At 52.6% G+C, this 23,150-nt stretch carries 21 protein-coding genes; 6 read left to right on the top strand and 15 right to left on the bottom strand.

Annotated elements, in window-relative coordinates; translation table 11 throughout:
* The first annotated feature begins 19 nt into the window (after positions 1–19).
* Complete coding sequence (locus tag AWR27_RS19540) at positions 20–1,237, top strand: pyridoxal phosphate-dependent aminotransferase (protein ID WP_077132746.1); 1,218 nt, start codon at positions 20–22, stop codon at positions 1,235–1,237.
* Positions 1,238–1,330: 93 nt separating this feature from the next.
* Here the strand turns inward: AWR27_RS19540 and AWR27_RS19545 are convergent, their stop codons facing one another.
* The gene (locus AWR27_RS19545; RefSeq protein ID WP_077132747.1) at positions 1,331–3,745 is read right to left on the bottom strand and encodes a TonB-dependent receptor; all 2,415 of its coding nucleotides are present in this window, start codon (positions 3,743–3,745) and stop codon (positions 1,331–1,333) included.
* Between the two features lie 33 nt (positions 3,746–3,778).
* On the bottom strand, positions 3,779–4,150 hold the full coding sequence (locus AWR27_RS19550) for a hypothetical protein (protein WP_077132748.1): 372 nt from the start codon (positions 4,148–4,150) through the stop codon (positions 3,779–3,781).
* Positions 4,151–4,483: 333 nt separating this feature from the next.
* Here AWR27_RS19550 and AWR27_RS25395 point away from each other — a divergent pair, with 333 nt between their 5' ends.
* Positions 4,484–4,660, top strand: coding sequence for a hypothetical protein (locus AWR27_RS25395; RefSeq protein ID WP_157579273.1), 177 nt, complete (start codon positions 4,484–4,486; stop codon positions 4,658–4,660).
* 89 nt (positions 4,661–4,749) lie between these two features.
* Here AWR27_RS25395 and AWR27_RS19555 read toward each other — a convergent pair whose 3' ends face one another.
* From AWR27_RS19555 to AWR27_RS19575, 5 genes are all read right to left on the bottom strand, one after another.
* Positions 4,750–5,496 carry an RluA family pseudouridine synthase gene (locus AWR27_RS19555; RefSeq protein WP_077132749.1) on the bottom strand — a complete coding sequence of 249 codons (747 nt, stop codon included), beginning with the start codon at positions 5,494–5,496 and terminating at the stop codon, positions 4,750–4,752.
* A 12-nt stretch (positions 5,497–5,508) separates the two neighbouring features.
* On the bottom strand, positions 5,509–6,327 hold the full coding sequence (gene panB / locus AWR27_RS19560; protein ID WP_077132750.1) for a 3-methyl-2-oxobutanoate hydroxymethyltransferase: 819 nt from the start codon (positions 6,325–6,327) through the stop codon (positions 5,509–5,511).
* Between the two features lie 106 nt (positions 6,328–6,433).
* Positions 6,434–7,846 carry a murein hydrolase activator EnvC family protein gene (locus AWR27_RS19565; protein ID WP_077134093.1) on the bottom strand — a complete coding sequence of 471 codons (1,413 nt, stop codon included), beginning with the start codon at positions 7,844–7,846 and terminating at the stop codon, positions 6,434–6,436.
* Between the two features lie 23 nt (positions 7,847–7,869).
* Complete coding sequence (gene lolB1, locus AWR27_RS19570; protein ID WP_077132751.1) at positions 7,870–8,745, bottom strand: lipoprotein insertase outer membrane protein LolB1; 876 nt, start codon at positions 8,743–8,745, stop codon at positions 7,870–7,872.
* Entirely contained in the window at positions 8,746–10,512 is a 1,767-nt protein-coding gene (locus tag AWR27_RS19575) for a tetratricopeptide repeat protein (RefSeq protein ID WP_077132752.1), read from the bottom strand. It lies immediately after the preceding gene.
* Between the two features lie 232 nt (positions 10,513–10,744).
* Here AWR27_RS19575 and AWR27_RS19580 point away from each other — a divergent pair, with 232 nt between their 5' ends.
* Positions 10,745–11,158 carry an Ohr family peroxiredoxin gene (locus AWR27_RS19580; protein ID WP_077132753.1) on the top strand — a complete coding sequence of 138 codons (414 nt, stop codon included), beginning with the start codon at positions 10,745–10,747 and terminating at the stop codon, positions 11,156–11,158.
* 54 nt (positions 11,159–11,212) lie between these two features.
* On the opposite strand, the gene AWR27_RS19585 is transcribed toward AWR27_RS19580, so the two are convergent.
* The 3 genes from AWR27_RS19585 to AWR27_RS19595 all read right to left on the bottom strand — a co-directional run bounded on the left by AWR27_RS19585 (position 11,213) and on the right by AWR27_RS19595 (position 12,470).
* Positions 11,213–11,935 (bottom strand): RluA family pseudouridine synthase, encoded by a 723-nt coding sequence (locus AWR27_RS19585; RefSeq protein WP_077132754.1) that lies wholly within the window; start codon positions 11,933–11,935, stop codon positions 11,213–11,215.
* A 61-nt stretch (positions 11,936–11,996) separates the two neighbouring features.
* Positions 11,997–12,236, bottom strand: a complete 240-nt coding sequence (gene rpmB / locus AWR27_RS19590; RefSeq protein WP_077132755.1) for a 50S ribosomal protein L28 — start codon at positions 12,234–12,236, stop codon at positions 11,997–11,999.
* A gap of 45 nt (positions 12,237–12,281) precedes the next feature.
* Entirely contained in the window at positions 12,282–12,470 is a 189-nt protein-coding gene (locus AWR27_RS19595) for a DUF5522 domain-containing protein (protein ID WP_077132756.1), read from the bottom strand.
* A gap of 122 nt (positions 12,471–12,592) precedes the next feature.
* On the opposite strand from AWR27_RS19595, the gene rocD reads away from it, so the two are divergent.
* Positions 12,593–13,840 (top strand): ornithine--oxo-acid transaminase, encoded by a 1,248-nt coding sequence (rocD, locus tag AWR27_RS19600; protein WP_077132757.1) that lies wholly within the window; start codon positions 12,593–12,595, stop codon positions 13,838–13,840.
* Positions 13,841–13,851: 11 nt separating this feature from the next.
* Here rocD and AWR27_RS19605 read toward each other — a convergent pair whose 3' ends face one another.
* From AWR27_RS19605 to AWR27_RS19615, 3 genes are read right to left on the bottom strand one after another with little or no spacing between them, the layout of a single operon-like run.
* Complete coding sequence (locus tag AWR27_RS19605; RefSeq protein WP_232325876.1) at positions 13,852–14,928, bottom strand: M48 family metalloprotease; 1,077 nt, start codon at positions 14,926–14,928, stop codon at positions 13,852–13,854.
* Between the two features lie 59 nt (positions 14,929–14,987).
* Positions 14,988–16,007 (bottom strand): WD40/YVTN/BNR-like repeat-containing protein, encoded by a 1,020-nt coding sequence (locus AWR27_RS19610; RefSeq protein WP_077132759.1) that lies wholly within the window; start codon positions 16,005–16,007, stop codon positions 14,988–14,990.
* Positions 16,008–16,027: 20 nt separating this feature from the next.
* Positions 16,028–16,828, bottom strand: a complete 801-nt coding sequence (locus AWR27_RS19615) for a Rossmann-like and DUF2520 domain-containing protein (RefSeq protein ID WP_077132760.1) — start codon at positions 16,826–16,828, stop codon at positions 16,028–16,030.
* 125 nt (positions 16,829–16,953) lie between these two features.
* Here AWR27_RS19615 and AWR27_RS19620 point away from each other — a divergent pair, with 125 nt between their 5' ends.
* Entirely contained in the window at positions 16,954–18,438 is a 1,485-nt protein-coding gene (locus AWR27_RS19620; protein ID WP_077132761.1) for a cellulose synthase family protein, read from the top strand.
* Here AWR27_RS19620 and AWR27_RS19625 read toward each other — a convergent pair whose 3' ends face one another.
* The gene (locus tag AWR27_RS19625; RefSeq protein ID WP_077132762.1) at positions 18,439–20,100 is read right to left on the bottom strand and encodes a complex I subunit 4 family protein; all 1,662 of its coding nucleotides are present in this window, start codon (positions 20,098–20,100) and stop codon (positions 18,439–18,441) included.
* A gap of 57 nt (positions 20,101–20,157) precedes the next feature.
* A complete protein-coding gene (locus AWR27_RS19630; RefSeq protein WP_232325877.1) occupies positions 20,158–22,035 on the bottom strand; it encodes an NADH-quinone oxidoreductase subunit 5 family protein in 1,878 nt (625 codons plus the stop codon).
* A 158-nt stretch (positions 22,036–22,193) separates the two neighbouring features.
* Between AWR27_RS19630 and AWR27_RS19635 the strand changes: the two genes are divergently transcribed.
* Positions 22,194–23,150, top strand: coding sequence for a phytanoyl-CoA dioxygenase family protein (locus tag AWR27_RS19635; protein WP_077132764.1), 957 nt, complete (start codon positions 22,194–22,196; stop codon positions 23,148–23,150).

Raw genomic sequence — 23,150 nt, forward strand, 5'->3', positions numbered from 1 at the left:
GTCAAAAAACAATACCAATATGTCTGCCACGCTTGACGCCGTGAGTTTGTTAGCCGACCGCATCACTGCACTTGAGGAATCATCGACGCTGGGAATGACCAAGAAAGCCCGCGAATTAGCCGCACAGGGCCACAAAGTTATCAGCCTGAGCGTTGGCGAACCCGATTTCAAAACGCCTGCTCACATCTGCGAAGCCGCCAAAAAAGCCATCGACGACGGTTTTCACGGCTACTCGCCCGTGGCGGGCTACCCCGATCTGCGCAAAGCTATTGCCGATAAGTTCAAGCGTGACAACAACATCGACTGGAAACCCGAAAACATCGTGGTGTCGACCGGGGCCAAGCACTCGCTCGCCAACGTTATTCAAACGCTGATCAACCCCGGCGACGAAGTCATTATTTTCTCGCCTTATTGGGTTAGCTACTCCGAAATGGTGAAGTTGGCCGAAGGCAAAGCCGTGGTTGTTGATGGAGCGTTCGAGAACAATTTCAAAGTAACGCCCGAACAGTTTGAAGCGGCCATTACCGAGCGTACACGAATTGTGATGTATGCCTCGCCAAACAACCCAACCGGCTCCATTTATTCAGAAGCCGACCTGCGGGCCATTGCCAACGTGGTGGCGCGGCACGAAAACATTTTCATTTTGGCCGACGAGATTTACGAATACATCAACTTCACACCCGAAGGTCATTTCAGCATTGGCTCGATTCCTGAAATTGCTGAACGTGTCATTACTGTGAATGGCGTGGCGAAAGGTTATGCCATGACGGGCTGGCGCATTGGCTATATCGGCGCGGCCAAATGGATTGCTGAAGGCGTTGAAAAACTACAGGGGCAGGTAACGTCGGGCACGAACTCAATTGCCCAGAAAGCGGCTGTAGCGGCAATCAACGGCCCACTCGACGCATCGAAGGAAATGGCGAAAGCCTACGAACGTCGGCGCGATTTGGTGGTGAAACTGCTGCGCGAGGTGCCGGGCTTTCGCACCAACGTACCCGAAGGAGCTTTTTACGCTTTTCCTGACATCAGCTATTATTTCGGCAAGTCGGATGGCACAACCGATATCAATAATTCTGACGATTTCGCGATGTGGCTGCTCAATACGGCCTATGTAGCCACCGTTGCCGGATCAGGGTTTGGCGCACCGAACTGCCTGCGTATCAGCACGGCGGCATCAGACGAAAGCCTTGCCGAAGCGGTGCAGCGTATTAAAGACGCCGTTGCCACGTTGAAATAATAATAGGGTGCAGGGGGTAAAAAGGGTGTAGGGTGTAAGGTCGTGCGTCAGCCCCTTACACCCTACACCCTTTTTACCCCCTGCACCCTATAACTACTTCCCTATTGGCACCACCACTTTCAGGCTCACGTTCCGACCCATGTTGAAGACCCCCGCGCGGCCTGTGGCCTCATTGACGCCGAAGTATTTCAAACGGTTTTGGTGGCTTTGATAGGCTATGTCGAACAAATTTTGAAGAGTGACGTAAACAGAAAACAACGGTCGGCCTGCACTACTGACAATATCAGAGCCAGCACCGATGTTGATGAGCGTGTAAGCAGGGGTTTCGGTTTCAGTGCCGTAGGCCAGCAGAGCCTGATTTTGCCGCCAGTTGTGCTCTACCTCAAACATGGCATACAGGTTTCGCCAGTGAGTTCCGGCTTCGGCCCGCGTGAGTTTTACCTGATTAATCAGGCGCGGGGGTGGCAGAAACGGCAGATAGCGTGCGGAGTCGCTCTGTGCCGACAAATTCCGCGACCGAACCAGCGAGTATGAACTTAGAAAATGGAACCACCGTGCCGAACGCGGATTCACCATAACCTGCGCTTCGGCTCCATATAAAACGGCGTCTCCCTGTACATAACGATAGGTCAGAATCGGGCGGGTAGGGTCAACAATCGAGTCGCGGCCAAAACGGTCGAGAACCTTTTCTGAATACGTGTAATTGTTGATTCGATTGCGAAACAGGCTGGCTGTTACCGACACGTCGGGCGTTTCATAGCTGATGCCCAGATCGCCCTGCAACGATGTCTCGGAACGTAGGTTCGGATTACCGATTTCGTAGCGGAACGTTCCGGCATGTTCACCATTGGCCGAGAGTTCGGGAGTGGTAGGTGCCCGGAAACCACGGGCAATATTGGCCTTTACCGTCCAGCGATTCGACAGCAAATAGGTAGCTCCGAAACTGGCCGTTGGGTTCGAATAGGTGTTGTTCAGCCCCGCAAAACGCGTTTCGCCACCGGGTTGTTCAGTGAAGGCTCCCTCACTGTTCGCATAGAGCGGATTAACCGATATTCTACGAATATCCATGCGCAGGCCACCGTTCATTACAAATTTATCAGTTTTCTTCTGCACAAACGCCACCACGCCTGCGTCGAACGAGCAATAGCCCGGATAGAGAATCTCCAGCCCCCGGTTCTGATTTTTTTGCCACTGACCATTGCTACCAATAGTGAAATCCCAGCCATTGCGTCCGGCGAAATAATATTTCAGGTCATAAAACGCATTTTGTAGGTAGAAATAGAGGGCTGGCTGACCGGGCGTGAGCGTACTGGCAAACTCCTGTCGCCGGTTCTGGTTGTAACTCACAATGGCCGACAGGTGTCCACCGCCAAGTTTTATGTACGAATTCCACGAAAATTTCAGGTGGTTCAGATTCTGATAGTTTGCCGGTTCAATCATCCGACCGCGCAGATCGGCGTCTGTTACTGGTGCAAGCCCTTCCGAGTCAGCCGCTACGCGTACTAACTTCAGGAAACGCCCTGACGGATCGCGTTCGCCGGTTACGATGTTAATGTCCTGGTGCCAATTGGAGAAATATAGTTGCGAGTACCCCCAGCTACGCGTAACGCCCACCGTACCATTAACGTCATATTCACGATAAGCCGAGCCATATACGCGTCCATCGTAGCGATTCTGGTAGTTTCCGGCACTTTTACCGCTTACCCGCAGCCGACCAAACCAGCCGTCACGCCGGGTGCCTTCCACTACGCTCGATAGCCCTACCATCCCATTGTTGCTCTGGTAGTTGGTCAGCACCTGCCCACGCACTACACCTACTTCGGGCGGACGGGCCGAAATCAGGCTCATTACCCCACCCAATCCGTCGGAGCCATAGAGCAGACTACCTGCACCTTTGATAATCTCATAGCGGTCGATGCTGTACTCGTCTACCTGGAGGGCATGTTCTTCACCCCATTGGTTGTCTTCCTGCCGAACGCCGTCGTGAACGGTAATGACCCGGTTAAAACCCAACCCCCGAATCACAGGTTTCGACAGGCCCACGCCGGTAGTAATCTGCGACATACCGGGCAGCTTTACAATCGCATCGACCAAATTTGTCGACGACGTTTGCAACCATTGAAGTTTGTTGTACGTAATGATAGGAACGGGGCTTTCTTTTACGGTTTGCCCGGTTGTCAGGCCCGTTACCACCACTTCCTGAAGTTGAGCCGCATCCGTTTCCAGCGATAGGGTTATCAGGTTATCGCCTTCAGCCAGCCGCAGGGTGCGAGTCAGGGTCTTATAGCCTACCAAACGTAGTTCGATACGCTGGTTTCCGGTTGGTAAATCGATTAAGCGGAAGCGGCCCAGCGTATCGGTAGCCGCTCCTTTTTTAAGGGCAGGCAGATAAATGGTTGCACCCAAAAGCGGTTCGCGGGTGGCTTTATCGGTCAGTTGACCCGTAAGAATAGCTTGCGCCGATGCCAATCGCGGCATCAACGCGAGAATAAGAAGAAATCGAAGCATATTGATTGAGTTGAGTGGTAGAAAAAAAACAACCTACACACAACTCACAGGCGGGCCTCGGTGCCGAAAGGCGACGTGAACAGACGAGAAAGAACGTACCGTGCGTACAGTACGGGTAGTGGCAACCAGCCAGATAATCAGAACAAGGGGTGTCCAGTTAACCGGACCGTCCACCCCATACAGCGCATTCGCAAATGCATCGAGCCAGATGAACTGATCGTTTGTGTGCGTATGGTTAGGATACTGTGTACCGGGAGTTCCTTTGAATGGGTGAGCATGGCAGATGATGGTTCCATCAGCAAGCCGGTGGGCATGGCGAAACAGTACGCCGTTAATCAATACCAGCAGGTATAAACCAACCAGTATACGAGCAATGCCGAACCGATGCAACTCCCAATTGAACATCCTGAAAACGAGCCTTATGACCCTGTATAATGCAAAACTACGCAATCTCAATAACTGTTCACTCGGTCGGCCTCAATTGATTCGAAAGCAAATAGAATTGGCATACTAATTGATTGCTAACCTAAAAGAACTATTATTGATATAGACTATACATGAACATGTGTGTAGTATTATCATTTTACCGTCAAACTTTTTCAGAAAAGCTTTGTTTTTGTATTAAGACAAGGTTAATTTTGAATATGAAAAGGTTAACCAGCATTAACTTCAATTGACACCTTTGCAGATTGTTTAAAACCGTAAACTTAGTCTTAACAATTACCTTTCTTTGAGCCAATGAGAAATGTTCGTTTGCACATGATTTTTCAGTGGGTCTTTTTTCTGCCCATTATTTTGCCACTCTGCCTCACCTACGGTGCATTACGTGGTGCTGTACAGATGGCAGAACGGGTAATGGAGCAGATTTTGATTGATGTTGTTCCGCAGAACGAAACTCAGCCCACAGCCGAATAGGCTATTACTTGCTAGTGGTATATATCCAGAGCCGCGTCTTGTTCCTACGGGGGCAATACGCGGCTCCTGACTTTTTAACGCAACCGGCTTCACTCATACGTAATATCAATGTTTTTGTCGTTGTATATTTCGTCATCTAATTCCAGAAATTCTTCCCAGAACGGGTCGTTCGGAACCCCGGCGCGGCAAATTATTGCTCGGTCCGGCGTCCCGGCCTTTTTCACTGGATGGATGAAGTAGAGCCGACGTGCGTGCAGGTATATTTTCTTGTCAGCAACGGCCCGGTCGTATCCGTATTTTACATCGCCCCGAATTGGACACCCTATATGCGCCAACTGTGACCGAATCTGGTGCGGTCGGCCCGTTATCGGACTCACTTCTATCAAATAATGCTCGTTGATACGGCCCAGCAGCCGATACGATAATTCGGCTTTCTGCGAACCGGGTACTTCGTAATCATATACCGTTACCTGATTCTTCTGTTCGTCTTTCACAAGCCAGTTGACCAACTTATCAGCAGTTTTCGGTGGTTTCTGACGCACAACAGCCCAGTACGTCTTCTGTATCTGCCGCTTCCGAAACAGTTCTGTCATCCGTTCCAATGCCTTCGACGTTCGGGCAAACACCACCAGCCCACTTACCGGGCGGTCGAGCCGATGCACCAGACCCAGAAACACTTCACCGGGTTTATTGTATTTTTCTTTGACATAGTCTTTCAACACATCCAGCAGCGTAACGTCGCCAGTGCGGTCGCCCTGTACTAATATGCCGGGGTCTTTATTGACTATTAACAGGTGATTGTCTTCGTAGACGACCTGATATGGTTTTCGTTTCATTGTTCTTTTAACTCAATACGCTTCTTTCTCGTTCGGAAAATCGCGGACTTTCACGTCGTCAACGTAATGGGCAATAGCCTCAAGCATTACAGTGTGCAAGTCGGCATAACGGCGTAGAAAGCGAGGTTTGAATTCGTTTGTGATGCCGAGCAGGTCGTGTAAGACCAGAATCTGCCCATCGGCGTCAGGGCCAGCACCAATACCGATGGTGGGAATAGCCAGATTTTCAGAGACCCGTTTGGTGAGAACCGCCGGGATTTTTTCGAGCACTAAACTAAAACAACCAACATCCTGCAACATGCGGGCGTCGTCCATTAGCTTTTGCGCTTCGGCTTCTTCCTTAGCCCGCACGGCATATGTGCCAAATTTGTAAATAGATTGGGGCGTCAGGCCGAGGTGGCCCATTACAGGAACGCCCGCACTCAGCACCCGCACAATAGATTCGCGGATTTCCAGCCCACCTTCCATCTTTACAGCGTGTGCGCCAGACTCTTTCATGATCCGAATGGCCGAGCGCAGGGCTTCCGACGAATTGCCCTGATACGACCCGAATGGCAGATCGACCACCACAAGTGCCCGCTTCACGGCCCGCACCACCGAACAGGCATGGTAAATCATCTGATCGAGCGTAATGGGCAATGTTGTTTCATGACCCGCCATCACGTTTGAGGCCGAGTCGCCGACCAGAATCAGCTCAACCCCGGCCATGTCAACTACCCGCGCCATCGAGTAATCGTAGGCGGTCAGGGCCGATATTTTCTCGCCTTTATTTTTAAGTTCCTGGATGGTGTGCGTCGTAACGCGTTTAATATCAGGATTATGAACAGACATTACTGTAAGTTATAAAGTTATAGAGTCGTAAAGTTATAAAGTTGGCAATCGTTAATATGAAAAACTTCTCAACCCTATAACTTCACAACGCTACGACTTTAAAACTTCACCGTGGTGTTAGCCACGATTCGGGATTGAGTTTGGTGAATTCTTTCCAGATTTGGAATTGAATTTCAGAAACGCCGTTTTTATCAGTCGCCACAGTACCAATGGATTCGCGGGCTTTAACCCGCTGCCCGACACGCACCGATACACTCCGTAGTTTAGCGTAAATCGTAAAATAATCGCCGTGCTGAATGGCTACCACGTTATTCATGCCCGGCATACTCGTCACGTCCTGCACAATGCCATCATACACCGACCGAACGCCCTCACCCGCATTTGTCTGTATGTCAACACCTTGATTTTCAACATAAATACCTTTCAATACGGGATGCGCCTTGCGGCCAAACCGATCTGAAATAAACCCCTTAGAGACCGGCCACGGCAAACGCGACCGCGAAGCCATAAACGACGACGCCAGGGCTGTTTCTTCGTCGTTGAGGTTATTATTGCGCCGTTCGTCTGGCTTGCGGGGGGCAGGTTCGGGTTCGGCTGGTTTTTCGACTTTGGCAACGTCGGCGGGGTTCGGTTTTTCGCCCGCTTTTTCGGCGGCTGCCACGGCTTCTTCGGCGCGTTTGCGCTCAGCCGCTTTACGAGCCGCTTCGAGCCGGGCAACGCGCTCCAGCCGCTCGCGTTCGGCGCGTTCGCGAGCCTCACGGGCAGCCCGTTCGCGTGCTTCGCGAGCCACTAAGCGGGTAATCATGGCCTCTAACTGATTCACCGCCCGGCGACTTTCGGCCAACTCAGTTCGGAGTTCGGCTTCTTTCTGACCAAGCTGTTTTACAACCTGATTTTTTTCATTTTTCAGCGTCTCCAGCTTCTTCGTCTCACCAACTTTCACTACCAGCGTACCCTTTTGCTGTTGCCGCTTGCGTTGTGTGGCTACCTGCTTGGTATCGAGCATCGACTTCACGTTGTTTATTTGCCGAACCTGACTTTGCCGGGCATCGGAGTACTGGCGCAGGTAGCGGTAGCGGGCTACTAACTGGTTAAAGTTGTCGGCGGCAAACAAAAAACCCAGCGGGTTAATCTGCTGCCGTCGTTTTTCGGCTGCGTAAATCATCGACGCATACTCGTCTCTCAGGTTCTCCAAATCACGGGTAAGTGCCCCGCTGGCCTGGCGCAGTTCCCTGATCTCGGCTTCGGTTAGCTGAATGTCTTTGTTGAGCAGCCCTATTTGCTTCGATTGAGTTTGAATCTGCTGGTCGAGGGCTTTTAACTGGCCCAAACCAACCTGCTTCTCCGACGCTGTTTGTTTCAACACCGTCCGAATCTGATTCATTTTCTCTACATTTTGCTTTTTCTCTCGTTCCAGTGCCTGTCGGCTCCGTTGCGTTTGCTGCCCGGCAACCGGCGTTTGGCCTAAACCCAGCAACAGTAATCCAGCAAGCGTAACGTACAGAAATGGGAAACGCATAATTTTCTTGGTTGACTGACACGTCATGGCCGACGTTGATAGCCCGACGGAATCGTGAACGGAAATCCTGGACTTTTTTCGACCAGTTCTACTCTGTTATGTTTAATTCGCAACAAGGTCTGGTAAAACTGACCGTCGGTTTTCGACTGATAGTCCAATGTCACCAGGCTGGTATACGGAAACAGAAAGTTATTGAGCGACGTAAAATCTTCGTAATCGAGCCGCAATGTATTTTTGGTAGGCTGCTCCGTAACCAGCAGCTTTTTTAGTTTCCGGTCGTTCTCACCAATGTAATTTTCGACCATCACTTTGCCCTCACTTTGCCGCAACAGGAGCAAATCACGTTCATTTTTTATTTTCTGCGCGGGCTGCTTGGGCAACGGCAAATTGCCGACAATCAGAGCCTGAAGCAGTTCGAAATTCATCTCGAAGTTAAACTGCCGGCTCAGTGTCGGAAAATCATACACCGAATATTCGCGGTGAATTTTATCGACAATCGTAATGGAATCGTGGGTAATCTGGGCACGAACGGCTTCGAGGCCCAGTTTGGAAATCGACACCCAGATCAGGCTATCTTTACGAACCCGGATGTTCACACTGGCATTGTCGATATCCTGCCGTGGCCCTTTAAACGAAACCCTTGATTTGGCGATGAGATAGCTAAAATCGATTTCGGCTACGTTAGCGCGGGCTTCTTCGATACCAGGCCGGGTGGGGCGGATTGCTTTGACCGAATCGGGCGGGCGGTCAGGCGATACGGTCACGACCGAATCTTTTTTTACCGAATCGGGAGCGGCTACCGGGGCGGTGCCAACGGTACGCGACATAGCCCGACGCCGACAACCTTCTGTATGTAGAAAAATGCCCAGCAACAGGGCAAAAAACAAGTATTTATTCATTTATAACTTCCCGGTAGCAATCTTTTTGTCGAGGTCTGGCCCGGCCCCACCCTTTTGTTTGGCCCGTTTCCATTGCTCAGCGGCTTTGTCGCGCTCACCAAGTTCATATAACACATCGCCGTAATGTTCAAGGATGGTGCCGCTTACGTTGGTGGTATCGGCCAGGGCTTTTTCCAGATACTTCCGGGCATTGGCATAGTCTTTGGAGACATACAGCACCCACGCGTAGGTATCTAAATAGGTAGCATTGGTAGGGTGCCGCTCCACTAATTTGCTGGCTAACTGCCGGGCACGGTCAAGTTTGGCCTTGCGCAGCGACAGAAAATAGCTGTAGTTGTTCAGTACGTGATCGTTGAGCGGGTCGACTTTTAGCACGGCTTCGTAAGCTTCATCCGATTTCTCGTGTTCGCCCAGCCCGTTATAAGCGTCGCCCAACTGCGCGTCGATACCCCGTTTCAGTTCGGCACTACCCGACGATGCCAGCAGCTTTTTACTCTCTTCAAAGGCATCGACCGCCTGCTGATACCGCCGTTTAAATAGATTAGCCGAGCCGTTGGAATACCAGAACAGGCCCTGCGTTGGAAACACTTCCAGAGCTTGCTCGGAATGCACCAGCAAACTGTCGACCTGATTCAATTCGCCATCTAACTGCAACAATGCCCCCCACACTTCATATACCGACCCATCGAGCCGGGCAGCGCGGGCGTAGGCATCGCGGGCCTGTGCTTTCTGTCCCTGCTGCACCAGCAAATCGGCCAGCATCACCTGCGTTTTTGGGTCGTTCGGATTGGTTTTGGCTAAATCCTGCGCCATTTTGAGCGCGTCCTGCTTTGAGGCTTCGCCGTCGCCGGTCAGCCCGACATAGCTCGACAGAATGCGTGCCTTCAGGCCCGCTTCAAGGTTTGGGTTCGCAAAAACATGGTTCAGTTCCTGCTTTACGCGCTCCATGTCGCCTTTCTTCCGGTAAATATCGGCCAGCAGTACGTGCGCCTGCGGTAAGTCGGCGTTGAGTTTAAGAGCGCGTTCGACCCAGCCAATAGCCTGATCGTGCCGGTCGTTGGCAATGAGCAGTTCGGCTCCTTCGAGCAGGTAATCGGGATCGCCCGGTTCAGATGCGGCTAACTTTTCGGCCTCTTCGATGGCCTTATCAATCTTATTCTGTTTCAGATAGATACGTTGCTTCTGCCGGGTAATTTCTTCGTTCAGCCCCAACTCACGCTCTACGGCGTTATACGTTGCCAACGCTTTATCGGGCTTTTCATCGAACAGATAGATAGCGGCCAGTTCGACGCCATATTCGGCGTTTTCGGGGCCTTTCTTCAACAATGTTTCGTAGAGATCTTCGGCCTCGCCGTAACGCTTCTGTTTCACATACAGCTCAGCCAGCAGCAGGTTGTAAAACTTGTTGCTGGCATCGAGACTATAAGCTTTGGCCGCATAAGGAATAGCTTCTGCGGTTTTCCCGGTCTTCATCAACGCATTGGCCGTAGCGTACTGGGCGGCTGCGTTGTTAGGCGATTTTTGTAGTAATTTGGTAAACTGCGTAATGGCTTTGGCCGGCTCATCGGCCATCAGGGAGCGCATCCCTTCCACAAACATCGTTTCTTCTTCGATACGAGCCGTGGTTGTCGAAGCTTGTTTTGCCAGCGACGTATCGGCCTGCGCCCGTTTGCGCTGAGCCTCGGCAGGATAAATTCCTACCCATACCATCAGCCCCAGCCAGAGCAGGTTTTGCCGGTTTGTACCGAACGGTCTGAGAATACGCATGCTGGTCACTGTTGACAGAATATGTTTACCAAAAACGAGGCCGCGCTTTGTTCTATTGCGGCCCTGTATTGAATAAAGTCCTAACACAAAGGTAGTTCAAAACAACGGATAACCGATTGTTCACCCTGTAAACCCCCATTTCAGAACAGTTGCGCCAAAGACGGGTTATTTGTTCAGCAGCCAAGTACTCAACAAATCACAGGCTGCGTGAATAAACAGAATTTTATTATTTATGGAAACGGTATATACAACCACTGTCAGCAACATTGGCGGGCGTGATGGCGATGTAAAATCACTGGATGGTATTCTGGAGTTGAACCTGCGCCGACCTGTTGAGATGCGGGGCGAGGGCGGTGCCGCCAACCCGGAGATGCTTTTTGCGGCTGCCTATAGCTCGTGCTACAACGGTGCGCTGATGGCCGTGGCCGAACGCAGGAAACTTATCTTGCCCGAACATGCCGTAGAAGTCAGTATTTCACTCAATAAAGATGGAAATCATATGTCTTTATCGGGAAAGATCACGGTGAAAGCACCCGGTATGGACCCCGATCAACTGCAACAGTTGGCCGAAACAGCCCATGCCGTTTGCCCCTACTCCAAAGCCGTAAAAGGCAATATGGACATGAAAATCGAGGTGCTGACTTAGCCTATAGCGCGAGGTAATACGTATGCTCGACGACAGGTTGGTAGGCGAATTCGTCTAATTAAACTTCTCCAACTGCTTTACCAACACGCCGAAATCTTTCGGATACGGAGCCACAAACGTCTGTTCATCGCCATTGAGCAGGCTGAACGTAAGCGAATGGGCGTGCAGCGCTACGCGTTGAATGAGCGGCAATTCGTCGGTTCCCTGTTTCAGGTTGAACTTCCGCTTCACGTCTGACAGAAACACGGGCTTTCCGCCATACGTTGGATCATTCACAATGGGGGCCTTCAGGCACATCAGATGAACGCGAATCTGGTGCATCCGGCCCGTAATGGGCATACACTCCACAAGCGTAGTGGTTCGGTATGCCTGGAGAGTATTGAAAATAGTTTCGGCCACCTTACCTTTTTCGCGGTCGATTCGCACCGCCGTACCGTCTTTGACAGGCGAAATGGGCAGGTAAACAGATATACCCTCGAAACTGTGAACACCGTTCACCACTGCATGGTAGCGTTTTGTGACTTCGCGATGCTCGAACTGCATGGCTAAATGTCGGTACGCATCGCTGTGTTTCGCGATTGCCAGAATACCCGACGTTTCTTTGTCAAGGCGATGCCCAAGCTGTGCGTCACGGCTATATGCTTTTGCCAGACGCAAAATGCTCTGCCCACTACGGTCAGCCGACCGCTCATCGAGCGAGGCTACGTGTGGTGGCTTATTAATCAATATGTAGTCATCGTTCTCAAAAACGATGAGGTCTTCAAAGTTTAGTTTCATACGTAAACACAAAAAGCCTCCTCCGGCTGGAAGAGGCTGAATGTCTTATTTTTTCTGCGCCTTAGAGCGACAGCGTACCGCGCTGATGTGCCTTTTGCAGCGTCAGTTCGAGACCGTTTTTATTGATGGTTTTAATTGCCGAGGTCGATACCTTCAACGTAACCCATTCGCCGGTCGATTCTACGAAGAACCGCTTTTTTTGCAGGTTCGGGTAGAACTTCCGTTTCGTTTTATTGTTGGCGTGCGATACGTTGTTACCCGACCGCGTGCGTTTTCCTGTGATTTGACAAACTCTTGCCATGACCGTGCTACTCGTTTTCCTTAATGAGGGCGCAAAAATCGCTAATTAATTCATAATCTGCAACTCAATCCTTCTTTTTTTGAATCCGTAGGGACAATGGCGGCATCCGTTCTTGCAACAATAGCCGCGTTTAAGATGGTAAGCTGCGGTAAATACGACAAAGCCTTCGGGTGTATAGTAATAATCCTCGTCGTCTAAACCAGGTATTTTTTTCGACTGCGCAGGGGTTGGCATCGGTATTTGGGCGTCCGGTGGATAAGCTGTAATTTTGAGGGAAAACGACCCGTTTGGGACAATAGTTACCAAAACAGGTGAATTTCTTTTTATCAGCCTTTTTGATTCTCCTTCAGTTATCTATGCAAACTACCTTACCAACCTCGGCAGCCGAACAGGCAATGGCCTTAGAATGGCAGTACGGTGCCCACAACTACCATCCGGTTCCGGTGGTGCTGTCGCGGGGCGAGGGCGTGTTTGTCTGGGACGTAGAAGAGAAACGTTACTTCGATTTTTTATCAGCCTATAGTGCTGTTAGTCAGGGCCATTGCCACCCGCGTATTATCAATGCGCTGACCGAACAGGCCCGTCGGCTGACGCTGACCTCGCGGGCGTTTTATAACGAGCAGTTGGGGCAGTGCGAAAAATTTCTGTGTGAGTACTTCGGCTACGATAAAGTGTTGATGATGAACTCAGGGGCCGAGGCTGGCGAAACGGCCCTGAAACTGACCCGCAAATGGGCCTACAAAGTGAAGGGTATCGCGCAGAATCAGGCTAAAACCGTATATGCCACCGGAAACTTCTGGGGCCGCACGCTGGCCGCTATTTCATCATCGACCGACCCCAGTAGTACCAATGATTTCGGGCCGCTGCTTCCCGGTTACGTCATTGTACCCTACAACGATCTCAACGCGCTGGAAGAAGCGTTCAAAAGCGATCCGAACATTGCCGGGTTCATGGTCGAGCCGATTCAGGGCGAAGCGGGCGTGCTGGTTCCCGATGAAGGCTACCTGCGCGGTGTGCGCGACCTCTGCACTACCTATAATGTACTGTTCATTGCCGACGAAGTGCAGACCGGAATTGGCCGCACTGGCAAGCGCATCTGCTGCGACCATGAAGGCGTAAAACCCGACCTGCTTGTGCTGGGTAAAGCACTGTCGGGCGGCACCATGCCCGTGTCGGCAGTGTTATCGTCGGACGAAATAATGCTGACCATCAAACCGGGCGAACATGGCAGTACCTACGGCGGCAACCCGCTGGCCTGCGCCGTGACGGTGGCGGCCCTGCAAGTGGTAGAAGACGAGAATCTGACCGAGAACGCAGCCGCGATGGGCGACATTTTCCGCGCCCGCATGGCCGACCTCGCCCGGCGTTCCGACCTGGTTCAGACCGTGCGCGGCAAGGGGCTGCTAAACGCTATCGTTATTGGCGAACGTCCGCAGTTTGGCGAAGAAACCGCCTGGGAGTTGTGTATGGCTCTGAAAGACAACGGCCTACTCTGCAAACCCACGCACGGCGACAAAATCCGCTTCGCGCCCCCCCTTGTCATCACCGACGAGCAGATGCACGAAGCCTGCGATATCATTGAGCAGACGGTGCTGGCGTTTTAGCATTACAAATCTCATTCCACTGGTTGCCCGTTTCTGAACTGCCCGGCAATTTTTTCGCCATCGGCGAAGGTATAGGTGCCTTTGCCGTTGGGTAGGTTATTTTTAAACCAGCCTTCAAACTTGTCGCCGTTGCGGTAATAGTACACACCGTAATCGGCCCGCAAATTGTCGCGGAAATTACCCTTGTATTTCGGCTTGCCATCGGCATAGTATTCGATACCGACGCCGTGTTTGTCGCCTTCTTCAAACTCGCCCACGTAACGTTCGCGGGTGGGGTATACAAACACGCCTTTGCCATCCTGACAATCGCCTGATACGCAGCCGGGCCGCGTTAAGCCGACAGCCACACGCACGGGTGCCGACGGTGCCTTCGCTACTACTGGAGGACGCATTACAGGCGAACTGACAGGGGTGGTGTTGATTGGTTTGGGAGCCATTGCCACGGGCGATTTGCTTCCGCTACGGGAACGCGGGTACATGGCTTCGGCTTCGAGCCAGCCTTTCCGAATGGCTTCCATCCGGGCAAATTTGGCGGGGTGCGTTGTCGTAGCATGGTCGTTACCCAATGCCCGCACGGCTACCACCGACTCATCGAGCGAGGCACCTAACTGATGTAGTACAAAGCCCGAAAACTTGTCGGCTTCGATTTCTTTTTGTGGTTGCCCGCCCGTGCCGTCGATAGTGTGGCCCTGCAAATGGTGCCCGATTTCGTGGGCCATGATACTGATTGCCGACCAGTCGGTTTCGGTTTGTTCTTCAATGTTTTGCATAAATGCTGCATCGTACACGATAAACCGTTGCCCTTTCAATACTGTGGCAAAGCAATTGTCGGTATTCGAGCATTCTACTACTTTGAAATTCCGCATCAGACCAATGGGCCGTAAAATTCGGTCGACCACACGTTCGGCATGGCCGTTCGATGGCGTTGTCTGGTTACAAACTACGTTGCCGGTTCCGGGTCGGCCTGTGTAATTGCAGATGAATGTGCCGGGAACTGCCGGGCCAAAGGCGCGGGTGGTTTGCGCATAGAGCGGAGCCGATAAGGCCGCGCTCAGCGAGAGAATAGAGAGGGATAAAGCCGCTTTCACAGGATAACCGGGTGGGGTTAATCGTTCAACACGGCTGAATAACGAACAAAGAAGCCAGATTATTTAGTAACGCGCTTGCCAACTTTTCCTTTCGCGCCAACGGCATAGCAGGTGCCTTTCACGCAGCCAACCGAATGAAAACCGTCGGTATCGAGCCGTTGCCAGGTCTGGCCCTGATCGGCAGACAGGCTTGTACCCGACGGACCGACCACGAGCAGCAAATCGCCGGGGAGCAGCGTAACGGCTTCTTTGAGGCCGGGCGGGTTGGTTTCGCTGAGCAACTGCCACGACTGCCCACCGTCGCGGGTGAGGGCGGCATTAGAGCCAGTTTGTTTTTCCTGTTTGTAGTTGCCGCCTACTACAACACCGGTTTTACTACTAAAGAATCGCATGCCGAACAGCCCCGTAGCGTCACCGCCTGGCAGGGGCGTTACGAACACGTCCCACGTTTGCCCCCGGTCGGTAGAGCGAAACACGCGCCCGGCCTTGCCCCCACCCGATGCAATCCAGACGTTGCGCTTGCCTTCGACTACTAAGCTCGTACCACTGGCCGCAAAAGCTGCTTCGCCGGGTGGCATTGGCGGCAGAACCGATTCGGGTATTTGCTGCCACGACTGCCCACCATCGCGGGTTGTCAGAATAAACCACCGGCCATTCACCGGGTCGCCGAACACGATACCGTTTTGTTTGTCCCAGAAATCCAGCCCATCGAAAAACACGCCTGTCTGCTGCGTCTGATAGCTAATCGACCACGTTTGGCCCCCGTCGGTAGTTTTGTAGATACGCGCCTGCCCCTGCTCGGCGGGTCCGGCACTCATCAAAAAGGCGGTTTTAGCATCTACGCCGTGTACGTCGCGGAAGTCGCACGATTGGGCGTCGGGTACGGTGCCGGTCTGCCACGTTTGCCCGCCATCGGTTGTGTGTACAAACGTGCCTTTCGAGCCACCAATCCAAACCACACTGGCATTAACGACGCTCACGGCCCGAAAATTAGCGTCGGTTCCCACGGCTTGCGGTTGCCACTGTGCCAGCGCGGGCAGGGTGAGCAGAAACAGAAATGCGTTGAATACTTTTTTCATAATTTTGAAGACATTGCGTATCACCGGCTATATTTCCGCTTGATACTCTCGGTCAGTACCTGATAGATTTCAGCCAGGCGGGGTTCATTTGTCAGCAGGTCGAGGTGGCGGCTGATGGTGGTCAAATCATGCCGGCGGGCGGGGCCGGTTTGCACGTCGGCGGGATTATCGGCGGCTAAGCCTTTGCGGAAAGTTTCGGCAATGAGCGGTCGCAGCAGATCGAACTCCAGATCGTGCGACAGGGCGAGGTCGTGGGCCAGCGCGAGCAAATGATTGGTGAAATTGCTCGCAAATACGGCGGCTGTGTGCAGCGTTAGCCGTTCGCCAGACGTAATCAGGTAAACCGTATCGCTGATTTCCTGCCCAATCTCGACCAATTTATCCTCAGTTTCTTTGTCTGACGCTTCGATGCAAAGCGGAATGGTATCGAACGCCATGAACGACTGTCCGTGCGTAAACGTTTGCAGGGCATAGAACACGCCGGTTCTGACGGGTACATCGCTATAAACGGCCATCCAGCGTTCGAGCGAGGCCAGCGGCTGACTTCCCGACGTATGTACGAGCATAGCGTTTTCGGGCAGCACCAACCGTGAGCATACATCGTCGAGCGCATCGTCTGGAACGGCCAGTACAAACAATTTCGACGGGCTGTCGGCAAAGTTTAGATCCGAGTGTGTTTGTGTATCGTACAGATTATGAATTAACTGACGGGCGTGCTGAAGCTGTCGGCTGTAGACCTCGTTGATGTGATGACCAGCATTTTCGAGGGCCGGAGCAAGATGCCAGGCCAGATTACCCGCGCCGATAAATGAAATTTCCATCACCAAGTATAGCCTATTTTTGCGTTAATCAGATTCGGCAACAAAAAGCAGGTGACATAGTTCTTCTTTCGGGTCGTGCCCGGAAAGCCGATTCTGCTCAACGTTGATAGTTCATTGACAAACCTATGGAAGTTTTGGTACTTATATTATACGGGCTGGCCCTGCTGCTGCTGTTTCTCTATAACTGCGGTCAGTTAAGCCTAATTATCATTTATTTACGGTCGAAACAGAAACGGCGGTCAGCTATACGCATCGCCGATGTGGCCCGGCCCGACACGCTGCCCCGCGTTACGGTTCAGTTGCCCATTTACAACGAGTTGTATGTAGTAGAACGACTTGTCGATGCTGTAGTAAAGCTGAACTACCCGAAAGACAAGCTCGATATTCAGGTATTGGACGACTCGACCGATGAAACGGCAGCCATTTTAGCGGCCAAAGTAGCTGAGTACCAGCAGCAGGGCTTCGCCATCGAACACGTCCGGCGACCCGAACGCAACGGGTTTAAAGCGGGCGCGCTGGGCTACGGGCTGACCTTTGCCAAAGGTGAGTTCATTGCCATTTTCGACGCCGACTTCGTGCCTGACCCGCAGTTTTTGCTGAACACCATTCCGCACTTCAGCGACCCGAAAGTGGCTATCGTTCAAACGCGCTGGGAGCACCTGAACGAAGATTTTTCGCTGCTGACTCAGTTGCAGGCATTTGGCCTGAATGCTCACTTCACCATCGAGCAGAGTGGGCGGTACGCGGCTGATTTTCTGGCGAATTTCAATGGAACGGGCGGTGTATGGCGAAAAACGGCCATTGCCGACGCCGGTGGCTGGCAGAGCGACACGCTCACCGAAGACCTTGACCTTAGCTATCGGGCGCAGCTTCGCGGCTGGAAGTTCGTATACCGCGAAGACGTTGGCTCTCCCGCCGAACTACCCGTTGCGATGAACGCGCTCAAATCGCAGCAATATCGCTGGATGAAAGGCGCGGCAGAATGTGCTCGCAAGCTATTTGTGAAGGTGCTGAAAACGCCCGGCGTGTCGCCTGCGATAAAACTTCATGCCTTTTTTCACCTCTTCAGCAGTGCCACGTTTATTTTAGTGCTGATTCTGGGCGTGATGAGCGTACCGCTGATTTACATTCGCAGCCGCCATCCCGAATGGGAATGGGCCTTTTACGTTATCAATCTGTTTCAGTTTAACCTGTTGATTCTCATTTCGTTCTACGGCATTCCATTCTGGCTGCTGAAACGCGAAAGTCCTGCCAAGTTAGCCTGGTATTTTCCGATGTATTCGTCGCTGATGATGGGGCTATCGCTGCATAACACCATTGCTGTTATCGAGGGATACGTAGGCCGCAAAACGCCTTTTGTGCGAACGCCGAAATTCAACGTAACAACAGCGAAAGACAGTTGGGCCGCCAACAAGTACATCAGCCGTCGGGTTAGCTGGCTGACCATCGTTGAAGCGGGGCTGGCGTTGTATTTCCTGGGTGGGCTGGCACTGGCGTTCTATGTTCACGACTTCCGCATGTTTTTCCTGCACATCATGCTCATGGTTGGCTTCGGCATGGTGGCAGGGTATTCGCTCATTCACGCGGCCCGGCGTCCGGCAGTGGCGTAATCACTCCACCGAGAATTTTACTAACCACTGCGCTACGGTGGCACCGGTCAGGTTGAAAATCAGGTTGGGGAACAGGCCCAGCGCAAGGGTCATCGCAGCCAGCGGAACGAGCATCAGCTTTTCGCGCAGGCTCAGATCGGTCAGTGTCGATAGGTCGTGACGGCTCCAGAGGGGGCCAAAAAACATCCGTTGGAGCGTCCAGAGAAAATACGCAGCCGCCAGCAATATGCCCGACGTAGCCAGCACCGTTAGCCAGCCCGGCAACCACTCTGACTGGAAGCTCCCCATGAGCGTAAATAGTTCGCCCACAAAACCCGAAAAACCGGGCAGACCCAGCGAGCCGAAAAAAGCCACTGCCGTAAGCGTGGCAAAGAGCGGCATCGGCTGCATCAGCCCCCGGTATGAATCGATGCGCCGGTCGTGGGTGCGGTCGTAGAGTACGCCCGTCAGAAGAAACAACATAGCCGACAGCACACCGTGGCTAACCATCTGATAAACGGCTCCATTGATACCCTCCGCCGTGAGCGAAGCCACGCCCAGCAACACAAATCCCATGTGCGACACCGACGAGTAGGCAATCATTTTCTTGATGTCGGTCTGTGCCAATGCGTTTAGCCCGCCATAGGCTATCGACAGCACGCCCAGCAGGGCTAACGATTGGGCGTATTCGGCGGCTCCGTCGGGGAAGAAATTCCAGGCAATTCGCAGGAAGCCGTAGCCACCGATTTTGAGCAACACCCCGGCCAGCACTACCGACACGGGCGTAGGGGCTTCAACGTGTGCGTCGGGCAACCACGTATGCAGCGGTACGATGGGCAGTTTGATGGCAAAACCGATAAACACTACCCAGAACGCCAGCATTCGGGCGGGTAAACCGAGCACTATCGGTTCGGCAGCGGGGTTTAGAAAAGCGTTCGGCAGGTAGTTCCGGCCATCGGCCAGAAAACGCATATCGAACGTATGTACCACCTGCGCCGGATTGATTTGTCCGCTCTGGACGTGGTTCTGTACCAATAGCAGTATTTCGTCTGTTACGGCCAGCGGGTCGTTTACGAAGCCCAGCGTAACCGCCGTGCCAACCGGGTCCATCACAGACAGATATAACCCGATCATAACCAGCAGAATCAGTAACGAACCCGCCAGCGTATAGAGAAAAAACTTGATGGATGCATACTCCCGGCGCGGCCCACCCCACAGGCCGATCAGGAAATACATCGGCAGGAGCATGAACTCGAAAAACAGGAAAAACAGGAAGAAATCGAGTGCCACGAAACAGCCCATGATCGTACCAGTCAGCAGCAGATAGAGCGAGAAATACGCTTTCAGGCGGTGCGTCAGGTTCCACGACGACACGACGCCCACCAGCATCACCACCGCCGACAGCACCACCAACGGCAGGCTGATGCCATCGACCCCCACAATATAGTCAATCGACGCCGTGCCGAGGCTTCCCAGCGAGAGCGTGATCCAGTCGGTTTGCCGAAGCAGTTGATAGCCCGAAAAAGTAGGGTCGAATGCGGCCCAGGCCAGCCCGGCCAGCACCAGTTCGGCCACTGTCACGGCCAGCGCAACCGCTCGAAACAAGTTGGCCTGATTATCGGGCAAAAGTGCAATCAACAACGAACCCGCCAGCGGCAGAAAGATAAGTAACGAAAGCAGCATACGTAACACGGCTGAAAAGCCGCCTTGTCGTTATCAAAAAGCGGGTTTTCACCCACGTTACAAAATCCACCACAACACAATCAGCAAGCCAACCACAGCCGCCGTAATATACGACTGTACCCGGCCATTCTGTACCGAGCGCGTTAGCCGGCCAAGCCAACCCGCCAGCCACGCGGCACCGTTCACCACGCCATCGACGCCGTAGCGGTCAAAAGCATGAGCCATGTGCGCCAGCACAACGCCCGAAATACCCAGGCCGTTTACAGCCCCATCGACCACGCGCTGATCCGTGCGGTTTAACCACGCGGCTAAACGAAAAACAGGCTTGATGAATACCCGTTGATAGACCTGATCCAAAAAGCCATAGTGCACTGAAAACTGTACAAATAACCTTGTATACGCCGGTTCGCGTAGTCGGAAGCCGAGCCAGCCACTTACCAGAACTAATCCAACGGATACCGGAGCCAGCCAGACAACGTGGGCTTCAGACCATTCAGGAAGCCAGTTTATAGCCCAGCTACCGGCTGCCGAAAACGGATTCAGCGAAAACCAGAACGCTATCGACAGCACGGCGAGCACCACCACCGGCCCGCGCATCGGCCAGCCGGGTTCGTGTACCTGGGTTGGCAATACGGTTTCATTACGGTATTCACCAAAAAAAATCAACCGCCACTGCCGGGTCATATACAGGGCTGTTAGCCCCGAAGATAGCAAAAGCAGAACCGGTACTACCAATGCTGCGCCCGATAAACCGGCCCGCACAGGCCACAAAAACGCCCCGGCCAGAATAACTTCTTTCGATAAAAACCCAGATAGTAAGGGAACACCCGCCAGCGCAGCCGCGCAGACAGTGTAGCACACGAACGTAACAGGCATAAGCCGACGCAGCCCGCCCATATGACGCATGTTTTGCGTATGTACCGCATGAATGACCGACCCTGCACCCAGAAATAGACCAGCTTTGAAAAACGCGTGAGTAAGCAGGTGAAACATAGCCCCGCCTACATTACCCGTACCAACAGCCGCTACCATCAGGCCCAGTTGCGATACAGTCGAAAAAGCCAGCACTCTTTTTATATCGGTCTGAAATAAAGCCGAGTAACCGCCCCACAGCGTTGTTATCGTTCCTACAGCGGTAACAACCAGCAGCGCAGTGGGTGAGAGCAGCGGGAAAATTCGGGCGAGCAGGAAAATACCGGCAGCCACCATCGTGGCTGCGTGCAGCAGAGCCGACACAGGCGTAGGGCCTTCCATCGCATCCGGGAGCCACGTCAGCAGCGGAAACTGCGCTGATTTGCCTACGCAGCCCATAAACAGGCACAACCCCACGGCGGTTGGCGGCACAGCGTAGATTCCGGTGTCGGAGAGGGTCGTCAGGTCGAGGGTGTCATAGTAGTAATAGGTCAGGAAAATGCCCATGAGGAAACCCATGTCACCCACCCGGTTCATCAGAAATGCTTTGGTAGCGGCCTGATTCGCTGCGGGACGTTCGGTATAATAGCCAATCAGTAAATACGACGCCAGCCCAACCAGTTCCCAGAAAGCATACAGAACCAGCAGATTACCAGCTACTACAATGCCCAGCATCGCGCCCACGAACAGGTGTAGATGGCTAAAGTAACGCGAACGACTGTCGGTTTTTTCTACATACGACAGTGAATAAATCTGAACCAGCAACGCCACGAAATGCACCAGCACGAGCATCAGCCCAGCCAGCCGGTCGAGCCGGAAGCTGACCGGAAACGATAGCCCCGATACCGTAGCCCAATCGGCCCGAAAAACTGCCGGAACGCTGGGTAAATTAACTGCTAACCAGAACGATGCAATCAGCCCTATGCCTGTTAGCAGAATAGCTATACCGCCCGTCATACGCTGCCTCAATGCCAACAGCACCAGAAAACCGGCGAAGGGCAGCAACAAAACGATCGTTAACACTATTTGCAGACTATTCACTGTTTCGGGTATTCGTAATACGCATCAAATTGGGTGCGAATATCCCTATTCTGCCGTGGTGAAGCAAACAGTCGCATATAAGTAACCCCCGTTTTTGATACATTTACGAATGATTTCTTTACTCTACCTTATTCCAGCCCATGACAACATCAGCTATCCCCAACCTCCCCTGGACCGAATCGCCTTTTTTTCATCAGGAATTACAAAAATCGGGCCTTGATCCCGTTACAGCCGAGCAGGTACGTCGTTATGCAGAAGATGGCTACCTGATTTTCGATCCTCACATTGACGAATCAGTTCTCAATGATGCGCTGAAGGGTGTGCAGCCGCTCTATGGCAATGACCTTCGTAAGCAGGATGCCTGGCAAACGGTTCCGGCGATACGGCAGATTGCTACAGCACCCCACATTATGGAGATGCTTCGGGTGCTTTATCGTCGGGAGCCGATCCCGTTTCAGACACTTAATTTCCCCGTTGGTACTCAGCAACGCACACACTCTGATTCAATTCATTTTAACTCCATTCCGCAACGATTTATGTGTGGCGTATGGGTTGCGCTTGAAGACGTTCGCGACGACAACGGCCCGCTGCACTACTACCCCGGTAGCCACAAACTGCCCTTCTATGACCTGATCGATATGGGTCTGAAAGGTTCCGAGGCCCAAACAGTCGACGAAATATACGGTGGCACGTACAAACGATATGAAGAGCGGCTCGAAGAGATAATTCAGGCACACGGACTGAAGAAGGCTACGCTGAATATACCCAAAGGCAAAGCCATTATCTGGTCGTCGAACTTGTTGCACGGGGGCGAAAAAATTCTGACGCCCGGTTCCACCCGTCATAGTCAGGTGACACACTACTTTTTCGAGGACTGTGTTTATTACACGCCCCTGCGCTCAGACATTACCATCGACAAACTGTATCTGCGCAAAATCACGAATATCGTTACAGGCCAGCCAGTCGATAACAAGTATTTCAGCCAGCCACTGCCCGTCGAAGGCGAAGGCTATCCCAAACGCTATACAATCCCGGCATCGGTTCGGCGGTTTGGCCGGTATGTACCTTCGTTTTTGGTAAAGATGCTAAAACGCTAA

The organism is Spirosoma montaniterrae (genome assembly GCF_001988955.1).
Taxonomy (GTDB): Bacteria; Bacteroidota; Bacteroidia; order Cytophagales; family Spirosomataceae; genus Spirosoma; species Spirosoma montaniterrae.

Excerpts from the sequence above, each read along its gene's own strand:
- AWR27_RS19540 (WP_077132746.1), top strand. The coding sequence starts at position 20 with ATGTCTGCCACGCTTGACGCCGTGAGTTTGTTAGCCGACCGCATCACT.
- AWR27_RS19545 (WP_077132747.1), bottom strand. The coding sequence starts at position 3,745 with ATGCTTCGATTTCTTCTTATTCTCGCGTTGATGCCGCGATTGGCATCG.
- AWR27_RS19550 (WP_077132748.1), bottom strand. The coding sequence starts at position 4,150 with ATGTTCAATTGGGAGTTGCATCGGTTCGGCATTGCTCGTATACTGGTT.
- AWR27_RS25395 (WP_157579273.1), top strand. The coding sequence starts at position 4,484 with ATGAGAAATGTTCGTTTGCACATGATTTTTCAGTGGGTCTTTTTTCTG.
- AWR27_RS19555 (WP_077132749.1), bottom strand. The coding sequence starts at position 5,496 with ATGAAACGAAAACCATATCAGGTCGTCTACGAAGACAATCACCTGTTA.
- panB (WP_077132750.1), bottom strand. The coding sequence starts at position 6,327 with ATGTCTGTTCATAATCCTGATATTAAACGCGTTACGACGCACACCATC.
- AWR27_RS19565 (WP_077134093.1), bottom strand. The coding sequence starts at position 7,846 with ATGCGTTTCCCATTTCTGTACGTTACGCTTGCTGGATTACTGTTGCTG.
- lolB1 (WP_077132751.1), bottom strand. The coding sequence starts at position 8,745 with ATGAATAAATACTTGTTTTTTGCCCTGTTGCTGGGCATTTTTCTACAT.
- AWR27_RS19575 (WP_077132752.1), bottom strand. The coding sequence starts at position 10,512 with ATGCGTATTCTCAGACCGTTCGGTACAAACCGGCAAAACCTGCTCTGG.
- AWR27_RS19580 (WP_077132753.1), top strand. The coding sequence starts at position 10,745 with ATGGAAACGGTATATACAACCACTGTCAGCAACATTGGCGGGCGTGAT.
- AWR27_RS19585 (WP_077132754.1), bottom strand. The coding sequence starts at position 11,935 with ATGAAACTAAACTTTGAAGACCTCATCGTTTTTGAGAACGATGACTAC.
- rpmB (WP_077132755.1), bottom strand. The coding sequence starts at position 12,236 with ATGGCAAGAGTTTGTCAAATCACAGGAAAACGCACGCGGTCGGGTAAC.
- AWR27_RS19595 (WP_077132756.1), bottom strand. The coding sequence starts at position 12,470 with ATGCCAACCCCTGCGCAGTCGAAAAAAATACCTGGTTTAGACGACGAG.
- rocD (WP_077132757.1), top strand. The coding sequence starts at position 12,593 with ATGCAAACTACCTTACCAACCTCGGCAGCCGAACAGGCAATGGCCTTA.
- AWR27_RS19610 (WP_077132759.1), bottom strand. The coding sequence starts at position 16,007 with ATGAAAAAAGTATTCAACGCATTTCTGTTTCTGCTCACCCTGCCCGCG.
- AWR27_RS19615 (WP_077132760.1), bottom strand. The coding sequence starts at position 16,828 with ATGGAAATTTCATTTATCGGCGCGGGTAATCTGGCCTGGCATCTTGCT.
- AWR27_RS19620 (WP_077132761.1), top strand. The coding sequence starts at position 16,954 with ATGGAAGTTTTGGTACTTATATTATACGGGCTGGCCCTGCTGCTGCTG.
- AWR27_RS19625 (WP_077132762.1), bottom strand. The coding sequence starts at position 20,100 with ATGCTGCTTTCGTTACTTATCTTTCTGCCGCTGGCGGGTTCGTTGTTG.
- AWR27_RS19635 (WP_077132764.1), top strand. The coding sequence starts at position 22,194 with ATGACAACATCAGCTATCCCCAACCTCCCCTGGACCGAATCGCCTTTT.